Raw genomic sequence first — 21,239 nt, 5'->3', positions numbered from 1 at the left:
GTCGTGTCTCCTATTTCACGATTCTGATGAACGTGGCCGAGAGCCATCGCAGCACCATCACGACGATGAGCAGGATGCCCCAGACGGCAGTGGTGAGATGCTGGTTGGCGCCGAGCAGGTTGAGCCCCGAAGAGAGGAGCTGCAGCACGATGAGCGCCACGAAAACGGGCAGGACGCGGCCGAAGCCGCCGAAAGGATTGATGCCGCCGAGAAAGCAGGCGAGCACGGTGATCAGCAGATAGGACTCACCGTGGCCGACGCGCACCGAATTGAAGCGCGCAAGCATGATGATGCCGGCAACCGCCGCCATCACGCCGGAAAGCATGTAGACCAGCACCAGGACCTTGCGGCTGTTGATGCCGGAATAGCGGGCAGACTCGATATTGGAGCCGATCATGTAGGTGGAAAAGCCGAGCTTGGAGCGCGAGAGCAGGATGTGGCTGGCGATCACGCAGGCGATCAGGATCAACAAAGGTACCGGGATGCCGAGGATGCTGCCGTGGCCGATCGGAGCGATGAAGGTGGGGAAGCCCGAAATATCGCCGCCGCGTGTCAGGAACTCGCCGAGGCCGCGCAGGAAGATCATCATCGACAGCGAAACGAGGATCGGATGGGCGCGGGTAAAGGCGATGACCAGGCCCATGACCAGGCCGCTTGCCGCGCCGACGGCGAGCGCCAGAGCCGAGCCGAGCAGGAAGGCGCCCGGGCCGGCATCGATGCCGCCATTGGCCTGCAGCGTCCAGGCGAGCGTCAGGCCGGCGATGTTGGCGGTGAAGGTGATCGCAAGGTTGAGGCCGCCGGTGAGGATCGGCATCAGCATGGCAAGCGTCAGGATGCCAAGCTCGGGAAGCTGAAAGGCGACCGATCCGAAGGTCGCGCTCGTGAGGAAATGCGGCGAGGCGACACCGAAGACGATCAGCACGGCCGCCAGTGCGGCGAGGGGACCGGCCATGTCGGCCCCGAAGATGGCGTTGAAGCGGGCGGCGAGCGCGTTCATCAGCTCTCTCCCCTGTCTGCAGGCCTGTCGCCGGTCAATTTGCGAGTCGCAAATACCGGCACCAGATTGCCGATGCGGGCGCTCGACAAGGTGATCGCAACGAGGATGATCGCGCCGACGATCATCTTGAAGGCGAAGGGCGAGACGCCCATCAGGTTGAGGCCGTTCTGGGTGATCGAGACGAGCAGCACGCCCAGCACGCAACCGAGCACCGAGCCCTTGCCGCCGCCCAGCCGCGCGCCGCCGAGTACCACCGCAGCCAGGACATCGAGCTCGCGGCCATAAAGTGCATTCGGCACGACCTCCTGCGCATAATGCGCCTGCATGAGACCGGCGATGCCTGCCATCAATCCAAGCCAACCGAAGGCGATGAACTGCATGGCGCCGATATTGATGCCGAAGCGGCGCGCCCCTTCCGGATTGTCGCCAAAGGCATAGAGCTGCCGGCCGGTGGTCGTGCGGGTAATGAAGAGCCAGGTGGCGAGCGTGCAGACGGCCATGACGACAACCGGCAAGGTGATCTCAGCCCAGCTCCCATCGGCCATTTCGCGCTCGTAGATGATGACGCGGGTCGTCAGCCAGTCGGGCAGATTGTAGATCGACACGCCCTTGGTGAAGAACATCAGCAGGCCGAAATAGACGTTGAAGGTCGCGATCGTCGCGACGATCGAGATGATCCGGAAGCGGTGGATCAGGAAGGCGTTGATCATCCCGAGCACCATGCCGATACCGGCCGCGATCAGCAGACCGGACACCCAGCCGCCCCCGCCGATCCGCTCAAGCGCCAGTGCAGTGACATATTGCACGATCGAGGCGGCGACGGCGAAGGAGATGTCGATGCCGCCTGATATCAGCACCACGAGCAGGCCGACGGCGAAGATGATATTGACCGCGCTGATGTTGAGCAGGTCGAACCCATTGCCGAGCGTGATGAAGCGGTCGGTCGTAAAAGCCAGGACAATGCTCATCGCGATGATGACGGCAAACAGCACGAATTCCGTCGTATAGGCCAGGAACAGCTTACGCATAAACCGTCGCCTCCAGGTCCTTCAGTGTGGTTGCGCGCGGATCGTACCAGCCGGCCATGTGGCCCTTTTCCATATGGATGATCCGATCGGCGTTAAAATAGACCTCCGGCACCTCGTCCGAGATGAGGATGATCGCAAGCCCCGCCTCGGCAAGGCGCGCTACGATTTCGAAGATGCCGGCGCGGGCGCCGACATCGACGCCCACCGTGGGCGCATCGAGGATCAGCACCTTTGGATCGGTGGCGAGCCATTTGGCAATGGCGACGCGCTGCTGGTTGCCGCCCGAAAGCGTCGAGATCGCATCGTCCTGCCTGCCGATCCTAACGCCGAGATCGGCGATCCAGCGCGCGACGAGCGAGCGCTTCTTTTCAGGCGAAATGAGCCGGCCGCTCAGGATGCGGTTGAGCGAGGCCATGACCAGATTGTCGGCGATGGATTGCGGCTGGTTGAGACCGAGCGAAAGGCGGTCTTCGGAGAGATAGGCGACACCTGATGTGATCGCCTCGCGGTTGGAGGCAAAGCGCACCGGCTTTCCCTCCAACACGATCGTTCCGGAGGCGGGCCGGCGCATGCCGAACAGCGTGAGGGCAAGTTCGGTGCGCCCGGAGCCAAGCAGGCCGGTGATCCCGAGCGTCTCGCCACGGCGCAGATCAAAAGAGATGTCCTCGAACTCGCCAGGCCGGGAAAGCTTGCTGACAGAAAGCACGACCGGGTTCTGCGATACGTCGCGGGCGACTACATTCTGGTCGAAGGTGCGCCCAGTCATCAGCTCGGTGATCTTAGACTGGGTCATGCCCTCCACCGGATAGACCCCGACCAGCGCGCCATCGCGCAGCACGGTGATGCGCGAGGAGATTTCCAGCACTTCCGCAAGACGATGGCTGACGAAGACCACGGCAACGCCCGAGGCCGACAGCGTGCGCACGATCGCCAGCAGATGATCGGTCTCCGACTGGGTGAGGGAGGCGGTCGGCTCGTCCATGAAGACGATCCGGGCCTCTCCGACCAGCGCGCGGGCAATGGCGACGATCTGGCGCTGAGCGATGGCGAAATCCTTAAGGGGTCTGTCGACGTCGAGGGTGACGCCGAGGCGGGCGAGTGCTTCCTCGGCTATTCCGCGGATCGCGGCATAATTGACGAAGCGCGGGCGCGAACCGGAAAGGGTCTGGAAGGCGATATTCTCAGCCACGCTCATTTCCGGAAAGAGCGCGAGATCCTGCCAGATGATCTGGATGCCGCGGGACTGGGCCATGCCTGGCGTCATGTGGGATATCGTCTCACCGTCGAAGACGATCTCGGCGCCGTCAGCAGGCCGATAGACGCCGGAGATCACCTTGATCAGCGTGCTCTTGCCGGAGCCATTTTCGCCGGCCAGGCAATGCACTTCGCCGGGCAAGACTTCGAAGGAGACGTCTTTGAGCGCCTTGACACCGCCGAATGTCATGTTGATGCCGCGAAGCGAAAGAAGCGGCGTGGCCTTCACACCATCATCCGTTGCTGTGTTCATGCCGGTTGCCCGTCCAGTCGAATGCCATAAAAGTCAAATGGTCCGGCCATGGCCGGATACCGCTCTCTTTCCCGAACGCCGGGCCGGTCGACATGGACCAGCCCGACACCCGGGGAGGGGGCCTCTTCAGAGGCCCATTGCGGCCAGGTCGTCGACCGTATCCTTGTTGATCGGCAGCAGTTGATCGACGATGATGTCGTTACCAACAGGCTTGATCACGCCGAGACCCGGAATGTCATCACCTTCCTTGACGCTCTCGCCCTTGATCAGGCGATCGGCGAGCGTGACGAAGACTTCGCCGGCCTGTTTCGGATTCCACATGAAGCCGCCCGATATCGCGTCGGCCTTGATCAGCTTCTGGCCCTGACCGGGCGAGAACGGGCCGAGCACGAAGATTTTGCCCGTCTTGCGGCGTTCCTCGATGGCGCGCCCAGCGCCGATCGGACCCTGGCTGCCGAAGGCGAGGAAGCCGGTCAGATCCGGATGCGCGGCAATGAGATCGAGCGCCGTCGAGCGGCTCTTGTCGACGTCTTCCGCCACGCCGTAGCGCTCACCGACGAGCTTCATGTCCGGGTAATTCGCCTTGATATAGGCGATTGCGGCATCCGCCCAGGCGTTGTGCAGCGGCACGGTCAGCGAGCCGACGAAGACGGCATATTCGCCCTTGCCGCCCATTTTCTCGGCGAGCAGCTTGCCATGCGCTTCACCGAAGCCGGTGGCCGATGCGAGCTCGAAATTCCAGTCGGCGCCCTTCTGCGAGGGCGATTCATGCGTAATGACCTTGATGCCGGCGGCCTGCGCCTTGGTCAGCACGGGCTCAAGCACCTTGGCATCGTTCGGAACCACGCCGATGACCTTGACGCCTTGGGCAATCAGATCCTCGATGGCGCGCACCTGCAGCGCCGGGTCGGCGCTGGTCGGGCCAATCATGAAGGCATCGACCCCCAGTTTCTGGCCCTGTTCCTTGATCCCGGCTTCCATCGCGTTGAACCAGGGAATGCCGCCGATCTTGACGACAACGCCGACCTTCGGCGCGTCCTGCGCAAACGCGACCACCGCCCCGGCAAGCGACAGCGATGCGGCAAACGCCGCTACGATAAGGCTCCTCATCCTCACTCCTCCTCAAAGGTCGCTCATACGAACGACGACCACCGGCCGGTTTGCGGCAGGTTGTTCCTGATTGCTTCTTGGCGAGGGAATACCCTTGCCTCCCATCCCGCCTCCTCCGGCGAACCATCTTTGCACAATCGATCTTTCTTTTTTGCACAATCGATGGTGCAATGACTATCGATCAAGGCGGGGCTTTCGTCAAGAGGGGTTTGTTTCTAAGGGAAGCGACAAAGGAAGGCGCGATATGACCAACGTCAGCAGGAAGAAGGCGACCATCTACGATCTCTCGATCCTATCGGGTGCGTCGCCTTCCACCGTGAGCGCCGTGCTGAACGGAAGCTGGCGGAAACGGCGTATCAAAGAGGCGACGGCGCAGCTCATTCAGAATCTGGCAAACGAGCACGGCTATACGGCAAATCTGCAGGCCCGCGGCTTGCGTTCGTCCCGCTCCGGTCTCGTCGGTCTTCTGCTGCCGGTGCACGACAACCGCTATTTCTCCTCGATGGCGCAGTCTTTCGAGGCGCAGGTCAGAAGCCGCGGCCAGTGCCCTCTCGTCGTCAGCGCCTGTCGCGATCCGGAGGAGGAGCGCAAGGTTGTCGAGACGCTGATCTCCTATTCGATCGACGAGCTTTTCATCGCCGGCGCAACCGATCCGGATGGCGTGCACAAGGTTTGCGAAAAGGCTGGGCTGAAGCACGTCAACATCGATCTGCCGGGCACGCTGGCGCCGTCGATCATCAGCGACAATCATGAAGGTGCGCGCATGCTGACACAGGCGATCATCGAACGCGCGCAGGAGGATGGCCCACTTTCACCCGACGATCTGTACCTGTTCGGCGGCCGCAACGACCATGCCAGCCATGAGCGAATTCGCGGCTTTCGCGACGTAAAGCGCGCATTGCTGGGCGCGGATCCGGACGTCTGCATCCAGCCGACCGGCTATTCCCCCGCCATGACGGCGCGCGCCTTCGAAGCCTTCTACGAAGGCCATGGAAAGCTGCCGCGCGCATTCTTCGTCAATTCCTCGATCAACCTCGAAGGGCTGATGCGCTTTCTCGCCCTGCACCCGCATGAGACCTTCGCCGATATCATCGTCGGCTGCTACGACTACGATCCCTTCGGCTCCTTCCTGCCTTTCCCCGTCTTCATGATCCGGCAGGACAGCGAGGCGATGATCACCAAGGGGTTTGCGATCCTCGACGCAGACCGCGGCCCAGCAATTACGCATCTGGTGCAGCCGACCCTCGTGCCCCCACGCACGGCGCTGATCGGCCCGCTCGATGCGCTGAAAGATATCGAGTAATGCATCCTGCCTCGTTTCGCTACGATCAAGGATGGCGGAGGATGCTTGGCGTGCAGCTTGCACCACATAGGCGCGCCTGACGAACACGATGAGCACGCTAAAAAGAGCCCACTACCTCCAGTTCCATAAATAAGGGTTACACATCAGCGGCTTATCCTGAGTAAGGCGTCGCCGGTTCACATCCCTTCAAGGCACTAAAACGGGCGGGGCCTCGGCTGAGTGGTACCGGTTTACAACGATTGCTTCGAGTCTTTCTCGCAACACCTGAGCGGGAACTGTAATCTTGGAAGGATTTGGCTGGATTAGAGCGATTCAGTTACGGTATCGGTAGGACTGCGAAGCGATTTGCGCGAGCGGGACAGCTAGAGACAGCACGTCCACATCTCCTAAAGCAGGATCTTGATGAACGCGGATATGATAGCCGCCTGGGCGGTGGAAAATGGATTCCATGCGATGGATTCCGGGAATTATCGTCGCCATGACAATGCAGGCGTGGTCACGATCGAGATAAAGAGGATGTCATTCCTCCTCATCGATGAGAGGCAAGGATTGCAACCGCGCCTCATATCGCGGTTGTTCAAAGATATATCCCTCACAAGCGGGAGCGGCCGCTTGCAGGGTCTTCTTCGTGACCGCAATCCCAATCATTGAGCGCTCGCGCTATCCCCCAGCCCAGCCAATTCAGGTGGCGGATCATGGGCTGATGCCGATGAGCACCGTCGCAAACCTCAACACTTTCAATATTTCTTCTTGCGAACGATCTTGTTGCCGCGGGGTCCGCTCACAACCGGTGTTCGATCGCGGTTTTCGGCAAGCAGGTTCCGCCAGCGTTCCAGGCGATCGGCGACCAGAGCACCGCTTGCGACAGCTGCCTGGACCGCGCACCCAGGTTCATGGGCATGGGTGCAATCGCGAAAGCGGCAAAGCGGCGCCAGCTCGGTTATTTCAGCAAAGAGGGTGTCTATACCGTCGGCACCATCACTCACGTAAAGCGTTCTTATTCCCGGCGTATCGATGACCCAGCCGCCGCCTGAAATTGCATGCAGGGATCGCGCCGTGGTTGTGTGGCGGCCCTGCGCGTCATATTCGCGGATGGTGCCCGTCTTTTGCTTTGCGTCGGATTCAGGCCCGGTCATGGTGTTCACCAGCGTTGATTTTCCGACACCAGAAGATCCCACCAACGCAACCGTCTGGCCAACGCCGCACCAGGGCCTCAACAGGGAAACGGCGTCCGCGGAGCGCCCATTCAAGGCGATGACTGGCAGGTCACGCTGCAACGCCTCGGCTTGCGCCTGGAATATGCCGACATCTTCCGCGGTGTCCACCTTCGTTAGCACAATCACCGGATTGCTCCTGGCCTGGTTGGCCATGATCAGGTAACGTTCCAGCCGAGCAAGATTAAAATCGGCATTGCACGAGGTCACGATCAACAGGGTGTCGATGTTGGCGGCAACAAGTTGCTGGCCACGTCCGCCTTCCGGGCGTCGCTGAAAGACGCTTTTTCGGTCGAGACGTCTGATAAGCATGTCAGTCAGTGCATCGGCAAGAACCCAGTCGCCCACCGCGTAGTCACCGGTACTGGTATTGGATGGGAATTCCAGTCCGACCGGCCCGGTGACATCGATTGCCTCGATGCGTGCCCGGTGAACTGAAGCGATGCGTCTGGGGATCAAGTCCGCTTCGCTGGGCTGGACCTGGTCAGCGAAGAATTCAGACCACCCAAGCAGTTCCAGCGATGAAGAAAGTTGGGAGCTGGTCAAATCTTGTTCCACTTTCAGTAAGGCTGCCATAAAGGGTTTTGAATGATCTTCCGCGGCGTTTCGCCTAGCGTGGATGATCCCGTTTTGGCAACGAGGTTGCGTAAGCAGCAGCTTCGCCGGGGTAGGGGAAATCGTCCCCGAGCTGACGGTCCCCATCGTAGACTTTGAAGGTAGGCCCTTCGACTTCAACGATCTTATAGCCATTCACGTATTCGATCTTCGGTGTTTTCCAGCCCATCAAAGCTCTCCAGTGCGGTCCGAGGGTTGTGTCTCTGAGGATGTGCCAAGACCTCATACACAGCGATCTATGACCTATCAGGTGCTTCACGATTAGCCAACGCCGGTTCGATCCCGCTCAAGGCCGTCGTTCGTCTGTAAATTCGGCGAAGCGTCACCGCCAGGCTGGTTTACACGTGATCAATAGCGCACGATGGCGATCTCCCCCGACCAGAACGGACTGACCTTCAATCTCGCAAGGCTTAGGGCACCATGCATGCCGCGACGACGTGCTCGTTTGGGCCTTGCGCGGAACCAATCGCGCGGCCAAAAACCGGTAGCACAATAAGTCACCCGTTGACGCTTCGAGCAATCGCAGCGCTACCGCCGCCGGCAGCCCGGCGCGTAGCAAGCGCCTTGGCCGAGAAGAGCGCGTAAATGATCAGCGGAAGACAGACGAGATAGGATGTCCGGATGCCAGCATGTTCGGCAATGAAGCCGAGCAGCGGCGGCGCCAGGAAGAAGACGACAAAGCTCATCTGGCCGAGGGCGGCGACGTTGAGATACGCCGCGCGATCTGTGCGTTGGGCCGCCGCCGAAACGGCGAGAGGATAGACCGCGCTGCAGCCGGCGCCCATCAAGGCAAAGCCCACCAGCGCGACATAGGGATGCGGCGCCGCCGACACGGCGCAGATGCCGATCGCCGAAAGAACAAGCAACATCGTGGCGACGGCCCGCGCGCCAAACCGATCGACCAGCGGATCGACGAATAGGCGCGCCAGCGCCATGCAGAAGGTAAAGAGCGTCAGTCCCAGTCCGCCGATGAAGGGCTCGACCGAAAACACATCGCGCATATAGATCGCCGACCAGTCGATCCCGGCGCCTTCGACGAGAAAGGCCGCGATGCCGATCACGCAGAGCGGCATTAGGCCCCAGGTGGGAAGCGCTACCAGCGGCGCCTTGCCTTCATGCAACGCGATCCGCGCCGGTGCATTCCGCATGCCGGAAATCGCCCAGATGCCGATGATAAGAACCGTGACAAAGGTCGCGGCGAGATGGAGTTCCATCGAAATGCCGGCTTGGCGGACGACGGAGGAGACAAGTGCTGTGACGAAGAAGCCGAGGCTCCAGAAACCATGCGCCCTGTTCATCACGCCGCGTCCTAACTGCGCTTCGATGCGGTCGATCTCAACATTGAGATTGATCTCCAGCGCCCCGGCGAGCAGCCCCTCGACGAAGAGCACACAGAACACGAGCGGCGCCGCACCGATCCACGGCACCAGCGACAGCAGCGCAGATGTGCCGAGAACAGTAATGAATGCCGTCGTACGCGCGCCCAGCCGGGCGATCAAGGGCGAAGATAAAGTCAACGAAATCAAGGCGCCGATCGCAGCCCCTATCAGCGTCAACCCCAACTCGGACTTATTGACGCCCATCGCAACCTGCAAATCCGGCATCCTCGACAGCAGCGCGCCCAGCGACACAGCGAAGAGAAAGAAGCAGACATAGATCCGCTGCTGCGGCGCGATTTTCATGATGCAACTCCGGGGATTGACGCGTCGACGCAAAACACGCGCGTATGGACCTGGGATGTCTATCTCAGAGGGCCCAAGATCGAAACTAGTTTCTGAGGGAATGCGTCGGAGAAGGTGATCTTGGGGAGCGGCGCGATTTGCCGAGCCGCGGTAACGTGTGCGTGCCGCTTGATCAAGGTTTCAAGCTTGCCGCCGCGATTCCAAATGCGAACTTCGTACCGCTTGAGAGCAAGAACCATGTGCTCGTGCCGGACGAGGCCTGCATGTAACGTGTTTCAAGCCGAATTTGCTGCCTTCCTCGGGTAGAAATCGGTCGAGGCAGCCGCGCGCGGTCGTGGGGCTATCTCACATCAAGCCTCCCAACGATCTCCTTTGGTCCAGCAGGTGCGTCGCTTTTCGCCGATACAGATTGAGGAGCTAGTTTGACAAACTTTGCCAATTTCAGTTTAACTTGTGCGCAGTATGGAGGCCCAAATGGCCGACTGTGGCGACGGCCATCTACCCATCGCTCTCGTTTTTCGTACCCGACTCGGGTAACAACACAGCCAGGCGGCGGCGCAACTCATTTCTGAAAATTGCGCGTGCCTGCGCGATTTCATGGAAACCGATATGCGCAACGAAGCGCATGACCGTAGAGACGGAGACGCCGCAGTCGTCCGCGATTGAGGTCGCGCTACCAAAGGCCATGAGTTCCGGTTTGGCCAGGACCCTCTTCGCCACATTCTCGACGCGAAGAGGGAAGGTGACGTGGCGGCAGGCGATGGCCGACTTCAGCTCTTCGAAACTTGCCGGCGGGCTGCATAGATTGCGGATATGCTGCGACATTTCTTGGCACACTCCGTCTTTTGCGATCCGGCCTAGAGGCTGGACAGCTGAATTGTCCTGCGTTCGGTAATCGACGTGATACAGGCGAGCGCGATGGCAAGCGCATTGCGGGCATCTTCACCGGTCGGGCCGGTGACGGAGCCTGTCCTTATGGCGTCGACGAAGGAGGCGAGCTGGGCGGTGTAACCGTGGACAAAGTGATCCGTGTCACGCCGCCAGGTATCGTTCGAAACTCCGTTCTTGTCGTAGAGCGTCATCGAGGAACGGCGTACATCGCCCATCGTCACCATGCCTCCGGAGCCGAAGACCTCACCGCGGATGTCGTAGCCGTACATGGCGCAGAAATTCGCCTCCGCCACAGCGATCGAACCGTTGTCGAAGCGGATGGTGACGACGGCGGTGTCGTGAAAACCCTTTCTGGCAAAGTCCGGTACCACGAGGGCATCGGCAATCGCCGTCACCTCGATCGGGGTTGCTTTCGGGTTCAGCCACAGCAGCGTGTCGAAGTCGTGGATCAGCGTCTCATAGAAGATCGTCCATAGCGGCGTCTTTTCCGGGTTGCCGCCGTAGGGACCCGGGTCTCGCGTCAACGAGCGAAGAAGTTGGACGGAACCAACTTTGCCGGCGTCGATCGCCGCGCGGCCCTCGTAAAAAGCCTGGTCCCAGCGGCGATTGAAACCAACCTGGAGCGGTACCTTGGCAGACTTTGTCTCAGCGATCGCCTCGTCTGCTTCCCCGAGCGTCAGCGCCATCGGCTTTTCGCAGAAGACCGCTTTTCCGGCCCGGGCGGCTTCCACGACGACGCTCGTGTGGAAACGCGCCGGCGTGGCGATGATGACGCCATCGATCTCCGGATTGGCGAGGAGCTCCGATACGCTGGTATAGGCTTTGGGTGCATCGAGCGCTGCCGCCAGTTTTTCGGCAGCGCCCGGCGCCGGATCGGCGACGGCGAGCAAATTGGCATCAACCAGGCGCCGGGCGACGCTTTCGGCGTGGAACGAACCGATGCGGCCGGCACCGATGAGAGCGAGATTGACGGGACGGTGGGCGGGCATGGAAAGCTCCTGAAAATGCTGCTGTCGGATCAAAGGGAAAACGCGTCGCGAAAGCGGGAAAGCGCCAGCTCGTCATCGCCGGAAGGCCAGGCTTCCATGCCGATCGTGCCCCGGTAGCCCATCTCATTCAGGGCGCGTGCGATCGCCGGATAGTTGATTTCACCAGTGCCCGGCTCTTTACGGCCGGGAACGTCGGCGACCTGGATTTCACCGATATGTGGAAGAGCGGTGCGGCAAAGCTCGATCAAGTTCCCCTCGCCGATCTGTGCGTGGTAAAGATCGAGGTTGAGCTTCAGCGACGGCCGGTTGACGGCCGCCACCAATGCAAGAGTGTCGGCGGCCTTGGCAAACGGCGTCTTCGGATGGTCAACAGCCTCGTTCAGGTTTTCGAGCACGAAGGTGACGCCTTCCTCCTCGCCGAGATCGGCGATACGCTGTAGGGTGTCGTACGCCTTCAGCCACATGGCGCCAGTGACGATTTCCGATTTGACGACGGGCAGACCCTGCCCGTCGAGCCCGGTGCCGTGCAGGTTGAGGCGTGGGCAGTTGAGTTCCTTGGCGACGGGGATCGACAGGCGCGCTGTGCGCAGAAGCTCATTCGCACCTTCCTCGTCTGCCAAAGTGCCGGTCACGTATCCGGTCATCGACGAGAAAGTGGCGCCAGATTTTGCGATCGCCTTGATATCGTGTTTCGTCCAGTCCCAAATTTCCGCCTGGAAACCGAGTTCTGTGATCCGTTTCAGCCGATCAAGAACGGGCAGGGAGCGAAACACCATTTCAGCGCAGACTGCGAGCATGAAAGGCGAGGATTTTAGGATCGTGGTCATTTCTGTTTCCCAATGCTTGTATTGCTCAGATCGTCCCGCCGAGCTCGTGAGAAATCACCTGCAGTTCCTTGCCGCCGGCCATGAGGTTCTGCAGTTCCTCGAGAGAAATCTCGCTTTTGTCGAAGGTGCCGAGCGTCTTTCCACGATTGAGAACCGTGAAGCGGTTCCCGACTGCAAAGGCGTGGCGGACATTGTGGGTAATAAAAATTACGCCGAGGCCTTTTTGTTGGACCTGGTGGATGTACTTCAGCACCATTGAGGTCTGGGCAACACCCAATGCCGACGTCGGCTCATCGAGGATGAGGACCTTGGCTCCGAAATAGACGGCCCGCGCGATCGCCACACATTGCCGCTCGCCGCCGGAAAGGGTGCCGACCGCCTGGTTGGGGTCGCGGATATCGATGCCGATCTTGTGCATCTCCTCGCGGGTCACCTCGCTGCAATACTTGAAGTCGACATGGCGAAACGGAGGAATGCCCTTTACGGGTTCCCGTCCCATGAAGAAGTTTCGCGTGATCGACATCAGCGGGATCATCGCCAGATCCTGATAGACGGTTGCGATCCCGGCATCGAGCGCATCGCGCGGACTGGTGAACGCGACTGGCTTTCCCTCGACCAGGAAATCGCCGCCCGAAGGACGGACCACACCCGACAGCGTCTTGATGAGCGTGGATTTCCCAGCTCCGTTGTCGCCAAGCAGGCAGAGCACTTCGCCCTGCGATACCTTCATCGAAACGCCCGAGAGAGCGATGACGGAGCCGTAGTGCTTGACGATATTTTTGACTTCGATGACGGGCGGAGCGGTTTCTGATTGGCTACCAGTCATGATCAGCGTTCCCCTGTCACTTTGCGGCGGATGAAATTGTTGAAGAGAACGGCCAGCAGCAGCATGGAGCCGAGGAACACCTGGAACCAGTCAGAGTCGAACTTCGTGTAGGTCAGGCCGATCGAGACGAGGCCGAAGATGATAGCGCCGAAAAAGGCGCCGATCGCCGAACCGTAGCCGCCGGTCAGCAGACATCCGCCAATCACGGCAGCGATAATCGCCTCGAATTCCTTCTGGAAGCCGCGGCGCGCGTCCGTCGAGCCGGCGTCTAGAACCGTAATGATGGCCACAAGCGCCGCGGCGCAGGCCGTGAGCGCGAAGAGCCCCGTCTTCACGCGATCGACCGGTACGCCGGAGTTTCTAGCCGCATTGGGATCGCCGCCGGCGGCAAAGACCCAATTTCCGATCCGAGTGCGCAGAAGAACCCAGGTGGCAAGCCCGGCAATGGCGATGAACCAGACCACCGACACCGGCACGCCCGTGACTTTCGGAACGCCGTTGTCGAACTTCTCGACCAGGCCATGGGCTGCAAGCCAGCTGAAAAGATCCTGGAAGGCGACGCCTGAGAACAAGCGCTTCAAGAGACCGTCGCCGACGACCTCACCTATACCGCGAAGCTGCGTTGAGCCGCCTGTCGCCCATTTCAGGCCAACAAGGGTTAGACCCCGCAGAATGAAGAGGAAGGCAAGCGTGACGATGAACGACGGCAGCCGTGTCCTGATCACGATCTGTCCGTTCACCGCGCCCATGGCGGCTGCAAGCAGCATCGTGATGATAATGGAAATCCAGAGCGGTTGGCCGAAATTGGTCAGGGCCGCACCGAAGATCAGGCCCGCGAAGGCGACCATCGAGCCGATCGAAAGATCGAACTCGCCACCAATCATCAGCAGAGCTGCCGCAATGGCGAGAATTCCCAGCTGTGAGGCTGGGGCCAGGATCGTCATCACACCTGAAAGCGAAAACATCGAACGGTCTGCGGTAAGAAAGAAGAACGTCACCACCAGGATGAGGCCAGCAACCGCGCCGAGCTCGGGCCGACGCATCATATGTGTGAGAAAGCCCACCTGTTTGATGCGCTCGTCGGAGTTAGACGCATCTCCTATTTTTTGCTCAATCGGAGCCATGATACCTACCTCCCAATGGATGCAATTCGCCGAAGCGCCGAGGGCATTCCTCACGGCGCACGTCGCCTGTCGAACACCCTCTTCGAAAGCGGAGGGTGTTCGACAATCAAGCCTTTCGGCAGTCGTGGATTAGCGGATGCCCTTTGCAGATAATTCGACGACCTGGGCGGCCTTTTCCTTGGTGATCAGGTTCGGACCGGAAGGCACGTTGCCGCCGGGGATCAGGCCGTACTTGGCATAGTTTGCGAGGAAGACCACGGGCAGATAACCCTGGAGGAACTGCTGCTGATCGATGGCGAAAGCGGCATCGCCAGCTGCGACAGCCTTCAAGAAGTCTGCAGAAAGGTCGAAAGTGGCGACTTTGATCTTGCCAGTCATGCCTGCATCGGCGACGGCAGCCAGCGACGGTTCGCCGGCAGTGCTTGCGCCAAGCGCCATAACGGTGTCGATGTCGGGATTGGAACTGAGCGCCGCCTTCACCTTGGCCCGAACGTCGGCCGGATCGTTGGAGACGGGTAGGACCGTAACGGTACCCGCAAAACCATCGGAAAAGCCCTTGCAACGCTGATCGAGGGAGACGTTGCCGACTTCCTGGTTGACGCAGATGGCAACCTTGCCGCCCATTTCCTTGAGCTTTTCGCCCGCTGCCTTGCCGGCGCTGTATTCGTCCTGGCCGACATGGAGGAGCGCTCCGAGCGACTTCGAGACATCGGAACCGGAATTGACGGAAATGACCGGAATGCCGGCGGCGACAGCCTTTTGTATGGACGGGCCCAATGCGGACGAATCCGGGATCGAGACGATCAGACCGGCTGGCTTCTGGTTGACGGCTGCGTCGATCAACTGGCTCATGGCCACCATGTCGAAGGTTTCCGGTGCGCGATAATCGATGCTGACACCGGCATCCTTGGCACCGGCGCTCACTCCGTTCTTGACGACGGACCAGAAGGGGTCGTTGGCCTGGCCGTGCGTTACGGCGATGATGTTGATATCCTGTGCGATGGCAACGCCGGATGCAGCGCCAAGCGCTCCAACCACGGCAGCGCCCAGCACGATTTTACGAAGAAACGATTTCATAAAAACTCCTCCCAAAGGGTGTCCCGCACCTCCGAGCGCGAGAACCACCAAAAACGCCTCAGACGGCGCGTCCTCCAAAGTTGCTACCGGGTGCATATTTTTTGCTACCGGTAGCAAACGTGCATAGCTATAAGATTGCTAAGAGAAATCAACCATTCATTTCGCATTCCGGCAGAAATGGAATAAACGTTTCAAACGGGAGGTTCGACTATGAAGCGAGCGACGGCGCAGAACGTGGCGATGGAGGCCGGCGTTTCAAAGTGGACGGTCATCCGCGCATTTACGCCGGGTGCATCGATCACGGAAGCAAGCAAAGCCAAAGTGCTGGAGGCGGCAGAGCGGCTCAATTATCGGCCTAACCTGTTGGCCAGGAGCCTTGCCACCAATTCTACACATCAGGTCGCGGTTCTCGTTGATGACTTCGCAAACCCGCACAAGCTTCCGTTTCTTGAAAAGCTGACCGCCAGCCTGCAGGCGGAGGGGCTCGTGACCATGTTGATCAATATCAATCAACACTACAACCACGTGCACGCCATATTGAATGCCGACCAGCGGCAGGTTGATGCGATCGTGCTCTTTGGTACGGCGTTTCGGGACGAGATGTTGACAGATCATAAGCTGGGACGCGGTGGGCCGCCGATGTTTGTTCTTGCTCGAGATAGCCAGATCGAAGGTGTTCCCGCCATCTCCTGCGATGCGGTCGTGGCGATTGCCGAGATCGGCGAGCACCTATTAAAAAGGGGATATCGGAGACCGGGATTTATGGCCGGGGCGCGTACATTGTCTACAGCGCTTGGCAGGCGGAGAAACTTTAAGGAGTTCTGGCGAACCGCTCTCGGCGTCGAGCTCGTAGAGATGTCTGCCGAGCGTTACAGCGCAGAAGCCGGCGCGCAAGCCGCACGGGACTATCTGTCCAAAGTTGCGCCGGAAGACCGGATCGATGTCCTCATGTGCGAAAACGATGCTCTCGCGTTCGGAGCGATGGATGTTGCCCGAAGCGAGTTCGGCTTACGTGTGCCGGATGATCTCGCCATTGTGGGCTTCGACAACGCTGCTCCTGCGGCGTCACCAGCATACGGCCTTACAACCTACGAGCAACCCACCGACCAGATGGTCAAAGCGGCAATAGACATGATTCTGGAAAGAGCACCGAGGGAGACGGTTAACTTCAAAGGCGAGCTTGTGGTGAGAGATTCGGCCTGATTGATCGAACAATAGGACAGACCAAAACGTATTTGGGCAAAATCCCCCAGGCGGAAAACCACATCGTTCAAACAAATATCTCGAGAAAGTGAGCGCTTTAACGCGTAAGCTCGCTAAATTAGAGACGCTGGGCATCTGATGAGTGGTGTCGTTGGTTCATTGCCTTTCAAGACCCGCGATTACCTCAGATGCAACCACGTCCATACGTTCCCGATCTTCTTTGTTGAAGTCCGGGTCAACCAAAAATTCTAGGACGATTTCGTCGTAATTCCAGCCGCACGTAACAGCGGCTAACGTCGATGAGACTGCCCCAAGCAATGCCTGTTGCACACTAAGTCGGAGTCTTACTTCTCGATCAAGCGTGGCCATCAAAACCTCCATCAGGGAGCGATGTGATGGGAGGCGCCCAAATGATTGAAAAGCTTGATCTAATTGTCCAAATCATCCGCGGCACGATGCGATGCAAAGCTACGACGAGAATTGCTGCCCAGCCCCTCATCAGCCTCCTCCTAATTTAGCCGGTGATCCTCACAGACCCGCCGGGGTTAAGGCCACACGCTCCGTCTTCAGAAGTGAGCGGGTGCAAAATATCCGGGAGCATCCGGCGGGTCAGTTAAGCGACCTTAAAGCACTCTCCGTGTGCGAACCAGACTTGCCATTTGCCCTCTGGGGTCTCAGCGGTAATCCGGACAGGATCAGTGTCCGTCGGTTCAATGCCTTCCGAGCAGAAACAGCACCGCCCCCATTCGACGTTCATAACACTGTCACGCATTTCGCGGCTTCTTGTGAAACGCTGTTAAGCTATCATACGTCGGGACGCTTTCCACACAATCGCGCTAAAGGCTGATGGCTTCTCCGGAGAAGTCTCAAAGGTATGGCAGAAGTCATGGACATTAACTTTCGTTTTTACGGCCGGTCACTCTGACATAATAGCCGTCGGGATCGACAAGGCGAAAGTCGCGCAGCCCCCAAGGCTGCAGAGCAAGATCGGAGACCGGCCAGCCGCTCTCTTTTGCCCGTCGATAGGCACCCTCGACGTCAGCGACCTTCACGACGATCTCAATACCAAGGCCAGCTCTTTGGCCGGATGCGATCCGAAGCGGATGATCGGTCGAAAGGGGCGCTACGCGAATCGATCGCGACCACCGCGTCACCGTTTTTCAACATCGTGTATTCGGTGCTTGCCGAGCCCTGGACTTCAAAGCCCAAAACCCGCCGATAGAAATCAAGCGATTTTTCAGGGCTCTCGACAAATGCTCCAAACCCAATTGCAACTGGTGCCTCCTCTTCTTTTCTTCCGGAATTGGCGGAAGACTCACATTGATCGCTCGAAAAGTAGCTCACCATCCTTCTCACCGACATGTTCCCAACCAGCCGCTCGATAGAATTTCTCGGCTTTTTGGATCGGTGGTGAGCCAGGCGAGTCCGATGTCGGGAGACTGAGGCAGGCGCACTTCATCGAGTGAGCTTCCCTGTGCTGAGAACTGTTTGGCGCACCTGCCTCAGTTGAAACGACACGTCAACATCCCAGTCTGTCGGAGAAAGACGTAGTCTTCATACCGGATGCCGACGACGATTAGGCTGTTTAAGCTCCAGCTGCGAGGCAAGGCCGCAGTGATCCATCTCGCGACACTACAAAATATGCATGCATGAAGTGTTAAATAAACTTCGGTGGAATCATGGTTGCATTTTTCCACGTAGCCTTTAAGTTGTGTTTGATCCGCTTGGGGCGGGTGCAAAATGTTTGACCGACCGATCGCCATTATCGGAGTTGTTGACATTTGCTCGCTGGCCTTTGGGCAGGCAGCAAGCTGGTGTCGGAGATGCAGTTCGTGAGCACTAGGATTAACTTTGTAGCGCCTCCAACGCGATGTTCTAGATGATCCAGCCGTGCGAACACGCCGTTGATCGCCAACTTTCGGGTCATGCAGGGCGAGTGTCGTTTAATGTAATGCAGCAGTCACCCAATTGGCTGGGCGAGTCGAGGAAGTGTTTGTGCCATCGATCCAAGGTACTAATGGGCTTGTGGGGGCGAAATACAATCAGTCTGATGCCGAGAACGGAAAGCAGGCTGAACAGTCATATGCGAAAAATCGTGAGTCGAACCAATTCGAGCACCAGCACCTAAATGTCGTTACAAATGGGTGTGAATCGGTCCGGTTGGATGATGAAGGCGCTTCAGATTGCAGGTCCGTGAACCGCACTCTAAGGACCGCAGTCATCTGCTTGGTGATCCTCTCAGGATTGGCAACCGTTCCCTCTCCGGTGCTCGCCCAACCGGCTAGTAGCCGAATTCCTCTTTGTGTTGACGCCTTTAAACCCGACCTATCGCCGAACCCCGCACCTGCACTCGATCCGATGCGGACATTTGCTGTCGTCTTAGGTCCCTACAGATTTTCAGTGCCGTGGGTATTTCTTTCGGGCCGACCACGCGCGAACCTGCAGAGCTGCGAACTAGGTGTGAACAAGCTTGCAATCCAATTCAGATATAATGGTGACGTTTCAGTCTCCTCTAACGAAATTGATTATTCCTACGGCGGTGTTGGTTTCGGAAATGACGCACCGTCGGATTTGGTAGAAATCCAAGCGCTTCAGTTCTACGACCGTGCGCCACAAGATTATTTCGATCCCTCATTACGCTACAAAAACACCATACGCGCGGTAACAACAGCCGGGTCCGTGAAAGTAATCGACGGACTGGAGGAGATAAAGCCAGGATGGGCGGCTACTGAAGGTACTCATTGGCATCGGGCTACCGATGAGACTGAGGTATTTATCTCCTGTGATCTCATCAGTCTCTGTACCGGCTTCCTCAACCTGCGAGATCTTCATTTTTCGGCGCACATAACGCTGAAGCAGCACTCGGTTAGAGAAATACGCAAAATCGACGCGACCTTGCGGTCACTTATCTCAAATTGGCGACAAAATCAGTAGAACCACTCTCATTATCGGAGAAAAAACATGGTTATGCTTACACAATTGCAGGTCGATACTCTTCGCGAAATTACAGACAACGCTAATACAAACTATTGGGAGGGATACACCTATCTTTCCACGATATTGAGTGGAGATCCCCAGAATGAACCTTTTCTGTATTGGCTAGATAAGGCCGTTGAGATCAATTCCAATTATTTTGAAAGTCAAGCCAACACATACATTCGGGCCGCTACACGAAATGGTCTGATGTTTTCCGGCCAGGACGCCAATAGCGAATTGATTCAACGTAATTCGAATCTGATTGGTGCAACGGTGATCGGCGATATCTTGCAAACTGGCGTTGTCCCAAATGTTCAGGACCTTATCGCCTTGGACGTTAAGGTCGCGATAGAAGATGGTGGGCAGTCAATTGGAGGGTGGGGCGGCTCTGACCTTGCCCCCAGTTTTATCCAGCTTTGAGTTCGCTCCAGCGGTTTTTGGTTGCTGTTGTTGGTTCGGTAGCGGCGGGTTGCGGTGCGGAGCCATTTCGGCTGCGCAGCACCGCATCACGTCGCGGGTTGAGTGTCTGAGCGAATTCGGCCGGTGTCAGCCAGCCAAGGCCTGAATGCAGGCGTTGATCGTTGTAATCGCTACGCCAGTTTGAAAGCGCAGACCGGGCGTGAGCAAGCGACGAGAACAGAGTTTCATTCAAGAACTCGTCTCGCAGCCGCCCGTTGAAGCTTTCGATAAAAGCGTTCTGGATCGGTTTTCCAGGCGCGATGTAATGCCAGTCAACCTTGGTCCGGTCCGCCCATTGCAGGATCGCGTTGCTGGTGAACTCGCTGCCGTTGTCGCTGACGATCATCCTCGGCTTGCCGCGCTCCTCGATAATCCGGTCAAGCTCCCGTGCGACGCGAAGACCGGAAAGCGATGTATCGGCGACGAGCGCCAGGCACTCCCTCGTGCAATCATCGACGACGGTCAGAATCCGCAACCTGCGCCCATCGGTGAACTGATCCGACACGAAGTCTAGCGACCAGCGATCATTGGCCACCATCGGCACCAGCATCGGCGCTCGCGTGTCTATCGCTCGCTTGCGACCGCCGCGCTTGCGCACCGTCAGTTTCTCCTCCCGATAGAGCCGGAAGAGCCTCTTGTGGTTCACGAGGTGACCCTCCCGCCGGAGCAGCACATGAATGCGTCGATATCCGAAGCGGCGACGTTCATGCGCCAACGCCTTCATTCGCTCGCGAAGCTCATGATCATCGTCGCGCCTGGTCTCATAACGGACCGTCATTCGGCAAAAACCAATGGCTTTACACGCCCGCCGTTCGCTCATCCCATGATGGCTCATCAGATGCGCAACAGCTTTCCGCTTGGCCGCGGGCGTCACCACTTCTTTCCCAAAAGGTCTTTCAAGGCAGCATTGTCGAGCATCGCATCCGCCAGAAGCCGCTTCAGCTTCGTGTTCTCGTCCTCAAGCGTCTTCAGCCGCTTGGCCTCGGACACCTCCATGCCGCCGAACTTGGCCTTCCATTTATAGATGCTGGCATCGCTAACGCCATGCTTGCGGCAAAGCTCCGAGACCGGCGTGCCTGCCTCGTGCTCCTTCAATATGCCGATGATCTGTTCGTCTGTGAAACGATTGCGCTTCATCCTCTGGTCCTCTCACATGGGCCAGAGCTTACTTCAAAATGGATTATTTCAACGGGGCAAGGTCATCCGGTCTTTGCTCCGGTTCTACAGCCACCAACAGGCCAGGCGTCGGAAGCAGTTCCATAAGCTATCTTATGCGATATATGCTTGTAGCCGCAAAGTTAAAGTGTCCTGTTTCTGCAAAGTTGGAATGTCACACTCCCCGCGTTTGATTGGCGCCGGGGAGATTGCCGATGGGACTGATAGCGATGAGCGAGCGTGATCTGCAGCGGAT

General features: G+C 58.5%; 20 protein-coding genes and 1 pseudogene. 5 read left to right on the top strand and 16 right to left on the bottom strand.

Features of this window, described 5'->3' with window-relative positions; translation table 11 throughout:
* Positions 1 to 10: 10 nt before the first annotated feature.
* From HFO71_RS25005 to HFO71_RS24990, 4 genes are all read right to left on the bottom strand, one after another.
* Positions 11 to 997: an ABC transporter permease gene (locus tag HFO71_RS25005; protein WP_221988552.1), complete on the bottom strand. Its 987-nt coding sequence runs from the start codon at positions 995 to 997 to the stop codon at positions 11 to 13.
* Positions 997 to 2,025, bottom strand: a complete 1,029-nt coding sequence (locus tag HFO71_RS25000) for an ABC transporter permease (RefSeq protein WP_025397350.1) — start codon at positions 2,023 to 2,025, stop codon at positions 997 to 999. Before HFO71_RS25000 ends, HFO71_RS25005 begins: the two co-directional genes overlap by 1 nt.
* Complete coding sequence (locus tag HFO71_RS24995; protein ID WP_077980720.1) at positions 2,018 to 3,532, bottom strand: sugar ABC transporter ATP-binding protein; 1,515 nt, start codon at positions 3,530 to 3,532, stop codon at positions 2,018 to 2,020. Before HFO71_RS24995 ends, HFO71_RS25000 begins: the two co-directional genes overlap by 8 nt.
* A gap of 126 nt (positions 3,533 to 3,658) precedes the next feature.
* Positions 3,659 to 4,642, bottom strand: coding sequence for an autoinducer 2 ABC transporter substrate-binding protein (locus tag HFO71_RS24990; protein WP_025397348.1), 984 nt, complete (start codon positions 4,640 to 4,642; stop codon positions 3,659 to 3,661).
* Between the two features lie 244 nt (positions 4,643 to 4,886).
* Here HFO71_RS24990 and HFO71_RS24985 point away from each other — a divergent pair, with 244 nt between their 5' ends.
* Both HFO71_RS24985 and HFO71_RS24980 read left to right on the top strand, forming a co-directional pair.
* Positions 4,887 to 5,945, top strand: coding sequence for a LacI family DNA-binding transcriptional regulator (locus tag HFO71_RS24985; RefSeq protein ID WP_077980721.1), 1,059 nt, complete (start codon positions 4,887 to 4,889; stop codon positions 5,943 to 5,945).
* A gap of 402 nt (positions 5,946 to 6,347) precedes the next feature.
* Positions 6,348 to 6,596 carry a hypothetical protein gene (locus HFO71_RS24980; protein WP_221988550.1) on the top strand — a complete coding sequence of 83 codons (249 nt, stop codon included), beginning with the start codon at positions 6,348 to 6,350 and terminating at the stop codon, positions 6,594 to 6,596.
* Positions 6,597 to 6,682: 86 nt separating this feature from the next.
* On the opposite strand, the gene rsgA is transcribed toward HFO71_RS24980, so the two are convergent.
* The 9 genes from rsgA to HFO71_RS24935 all read right to left on the bottom strand — a co-directional run bounded on the left by rsgA (position 6,683) and on the right by HFO71_RS24935 (position 15,190).
* A complete protein-coding gene (rsgA, locus tag HFO71_RS24975) occupies positions 6,683 to 7,735 on the bottom strand; it encodes a ribosome small subunit-dependent GTPase A (RefSeq protein ID WP_131641168.1) in 1,053 nt (350 codons plus the stop codon).
* A 34-nt stretch (positions 7,736 to 7,769) separates the two neighbouring features.
* On the bottom strand, positions 7,770 to 7,943 hold the full coding sequence (locus HFO71_RS24970) for a hypothetical protein (protein WP_165503784.1): 174 nt from the start codon (positions 7,941 to 7,943) through the stop codon (positions 7,770 to 7,772).
* 328 nt (positions 7,944 to 8,271) lie between these two features.
* Positions 8,272 to 9,456, bottom strand: a complete 1,185-nt coding sequence (locus tag HFO71_RS24965) for an MFS transporter (RefSeq protein WP_168255656.1) — start codon at positions 9,454 to 9,456, stop codon at positions 8,272 to 8,274.
* A gap of 498 nt (positions 9,457 to 9,954) precedes the next feature.
* Entirely contained in the window at positions 9,955 to 10,281 is a 327-nt protein-coding gene (locus HFO71_RS24960) for a MurR/RpiR family transcriptional regulator (RefSeq protein WP_077980725.1), read from the bottom strand.
* A 32-nt stretch (positions 10,282 to 10,313) separates the two neighbouring features.
* Positions 10,314 to 11,336 (bottom strand): Gfo/Idh/MocA family oxidoreductase, encoded by a 1,023-nt coding sequence (locus HFO71_RS24955; protein ID WP_077980726.1) that lies wholly within the window; start codon positions 11,334 to 11,336, stop codon positions 10,314 to 10,316.
* Positions 11,337 to 11,365: 29 nt separating this feature from the next.
* Positions 11,366 to 12,163, bottom strand: coding sequence for a TIM barrel protein (locus HFO71_RS24950; protein ID WP_077980727.1), 798 nt, complete (start codon positions 12,161 to 12,163; stop codon positions 11,366 to 11,368).
* 25 nt (positions 12,164 to 12,188) lie between these two features.
* Positions 12,189 to 12,989 carry an ATP-binding cassette domain-containing protein gene (locus HFO71_RS24945; protein WP_131641170.1) on the bottom strand — a complete coding sequence of 267 codons (801 nt, stop codon included), beginning with the start codon at positions 12,987 to 12,989 and terminating at the stop codon, positions 12,189 to 12,191.
* A gap of 2 nt (positions 12,990 to 12,991) precedes the next feature.
* Complete coding sequence (locus HFO71_RS24940; RefSeq protein ID WP_131641171.1) at positions 12,992 to 14,113, bottom strand: ABC transporter permease; 1,122 nt, start codon at positions 14,111 to 14,113, stop codon at positions 12,992 to 12,994.
* Positions 14,114 to 14,242: 129 nt separating this feature from the next.
* Positions 14,243 to 15,190 (bottom strand): sugar ABC transporter substrate-binding protein, encoded by a 948-nt coding sequence (locus HFO71_RS24935; RefSeq protein WP_131641172.1) that lies wholly within the window; start codon positions 15,188 to 15,190, stop codon positions 14,243 to 14,245.
* A gap of 210 nt (positions 15,191 to 15,400) precedes the next feature.
* On the opposite strand from HFO71_RS24935, the gene HFO71_RS24930 reads away from it, so the two are divergent.
* On the top strand, positions 15,401 to 16,393 hold the full coding sequence (locus HFO71_RS24930; protein ID WP_131641173.1) for a LacI family DNA-binding transcriptional regulator: 993 nt from the start codon (positions 15,401 to 15,403) through the stop codon (positions 16,391 to 16,393).
* A gap of 156 nt (positions 16,394 to 16,549) precedes the next feature.
* Here HFO71_RS24930 and HFO71_RS24925 read toward each other — a convergent pair whose 3' ends face one another.
* Both HFO71_RS24925 and HFO71_RS24920 read right to left on the bottom strand, forming a co-directional pair.
* Positions 16,550 to 16,762 carry a MafI2 family immunity protein gene (locus HFO71_RS24925; RefSeq protein ID WP_244735431.1) on the bottom strand — a complete coding sequence of 71 codons (213 nt, stop codon included), beginning with the start codon at positions 16,760 to 16,762 and terminating at the stop codon, positions 16,550 to 16,552.
* A gap of 524 nt (positions 16,763 to 17,286) precedes the next feature.
* A pseudogene (locus tag HFO71_RS24920) lies at positions 17,287 to 17,662 on the bottom strand (VOC family protein).
* Between the two features lie 726 nt (positions 17,663 to 18,388).
* Here HFO71_RS24920 and HFO71_RS24915 point away from each other — a divergent pair.
* Positions 18,389 to 19,327: a hypothetical protein gene (locus HFO71_RS24915; RefSeq protein WP_131641174.1), complete on the top strand. Its 939-nt coding sequence runs from the start codon at positions 18,389 to 18,391 to the stop codon at positions 19,325 to 19,327.
* Positions 19,328 to 19,354: 27 nt separating this feature from the next.
* Positions 19,355 to 19,789, top strand: a complete 435-nt coding sequence (locus HFO71_RS24910; protein ID WP_221988548.1) for a hypothetical protein — start codon at positions 19,355 to 19,357, stop codon at positions 19,787 to 19,789.
* Here the strand turns inward: HFO71_RS24910 and HFO71_RS24905 are convergent.
* Positions 19,776 to 20,965 (bottom strand): IS3 family transposase gene (locus HFO71_RS24905; protein WP_221988547.1). Its coding sequence is split into 2 segments (ribosomal slippage): positions 19,776 to 20,716 and positions 20,716 to 20,965, totalling 1,191 coding nucleotides; the frame shifts between segments, so codons are not numbered across the junction. The two genes, HFO71_RS24910 and HFO71_RS24905, sit on opposite strands and share 14 nt — an antisense overlap.
* Between the last annotated feature and the right edge of the window lie 274 nt (positions 20,966 to 21,239).

The sequence above is a fragment of the Rhizobium laguerreae genome (assembly GCF_019778565.1).
Lineage (GTDB): Bacteria > Pseudomonadota > Alphaproteobacteria > Rhizobiales > Rhizobiaceae > Rhizobium > Rhizobium laguerreae.
The sequence above is the reverse complement of the archived record's forward strand: the minus strand, read 5'-3'. Positions and strand labels throughout refer to the sequence as shown.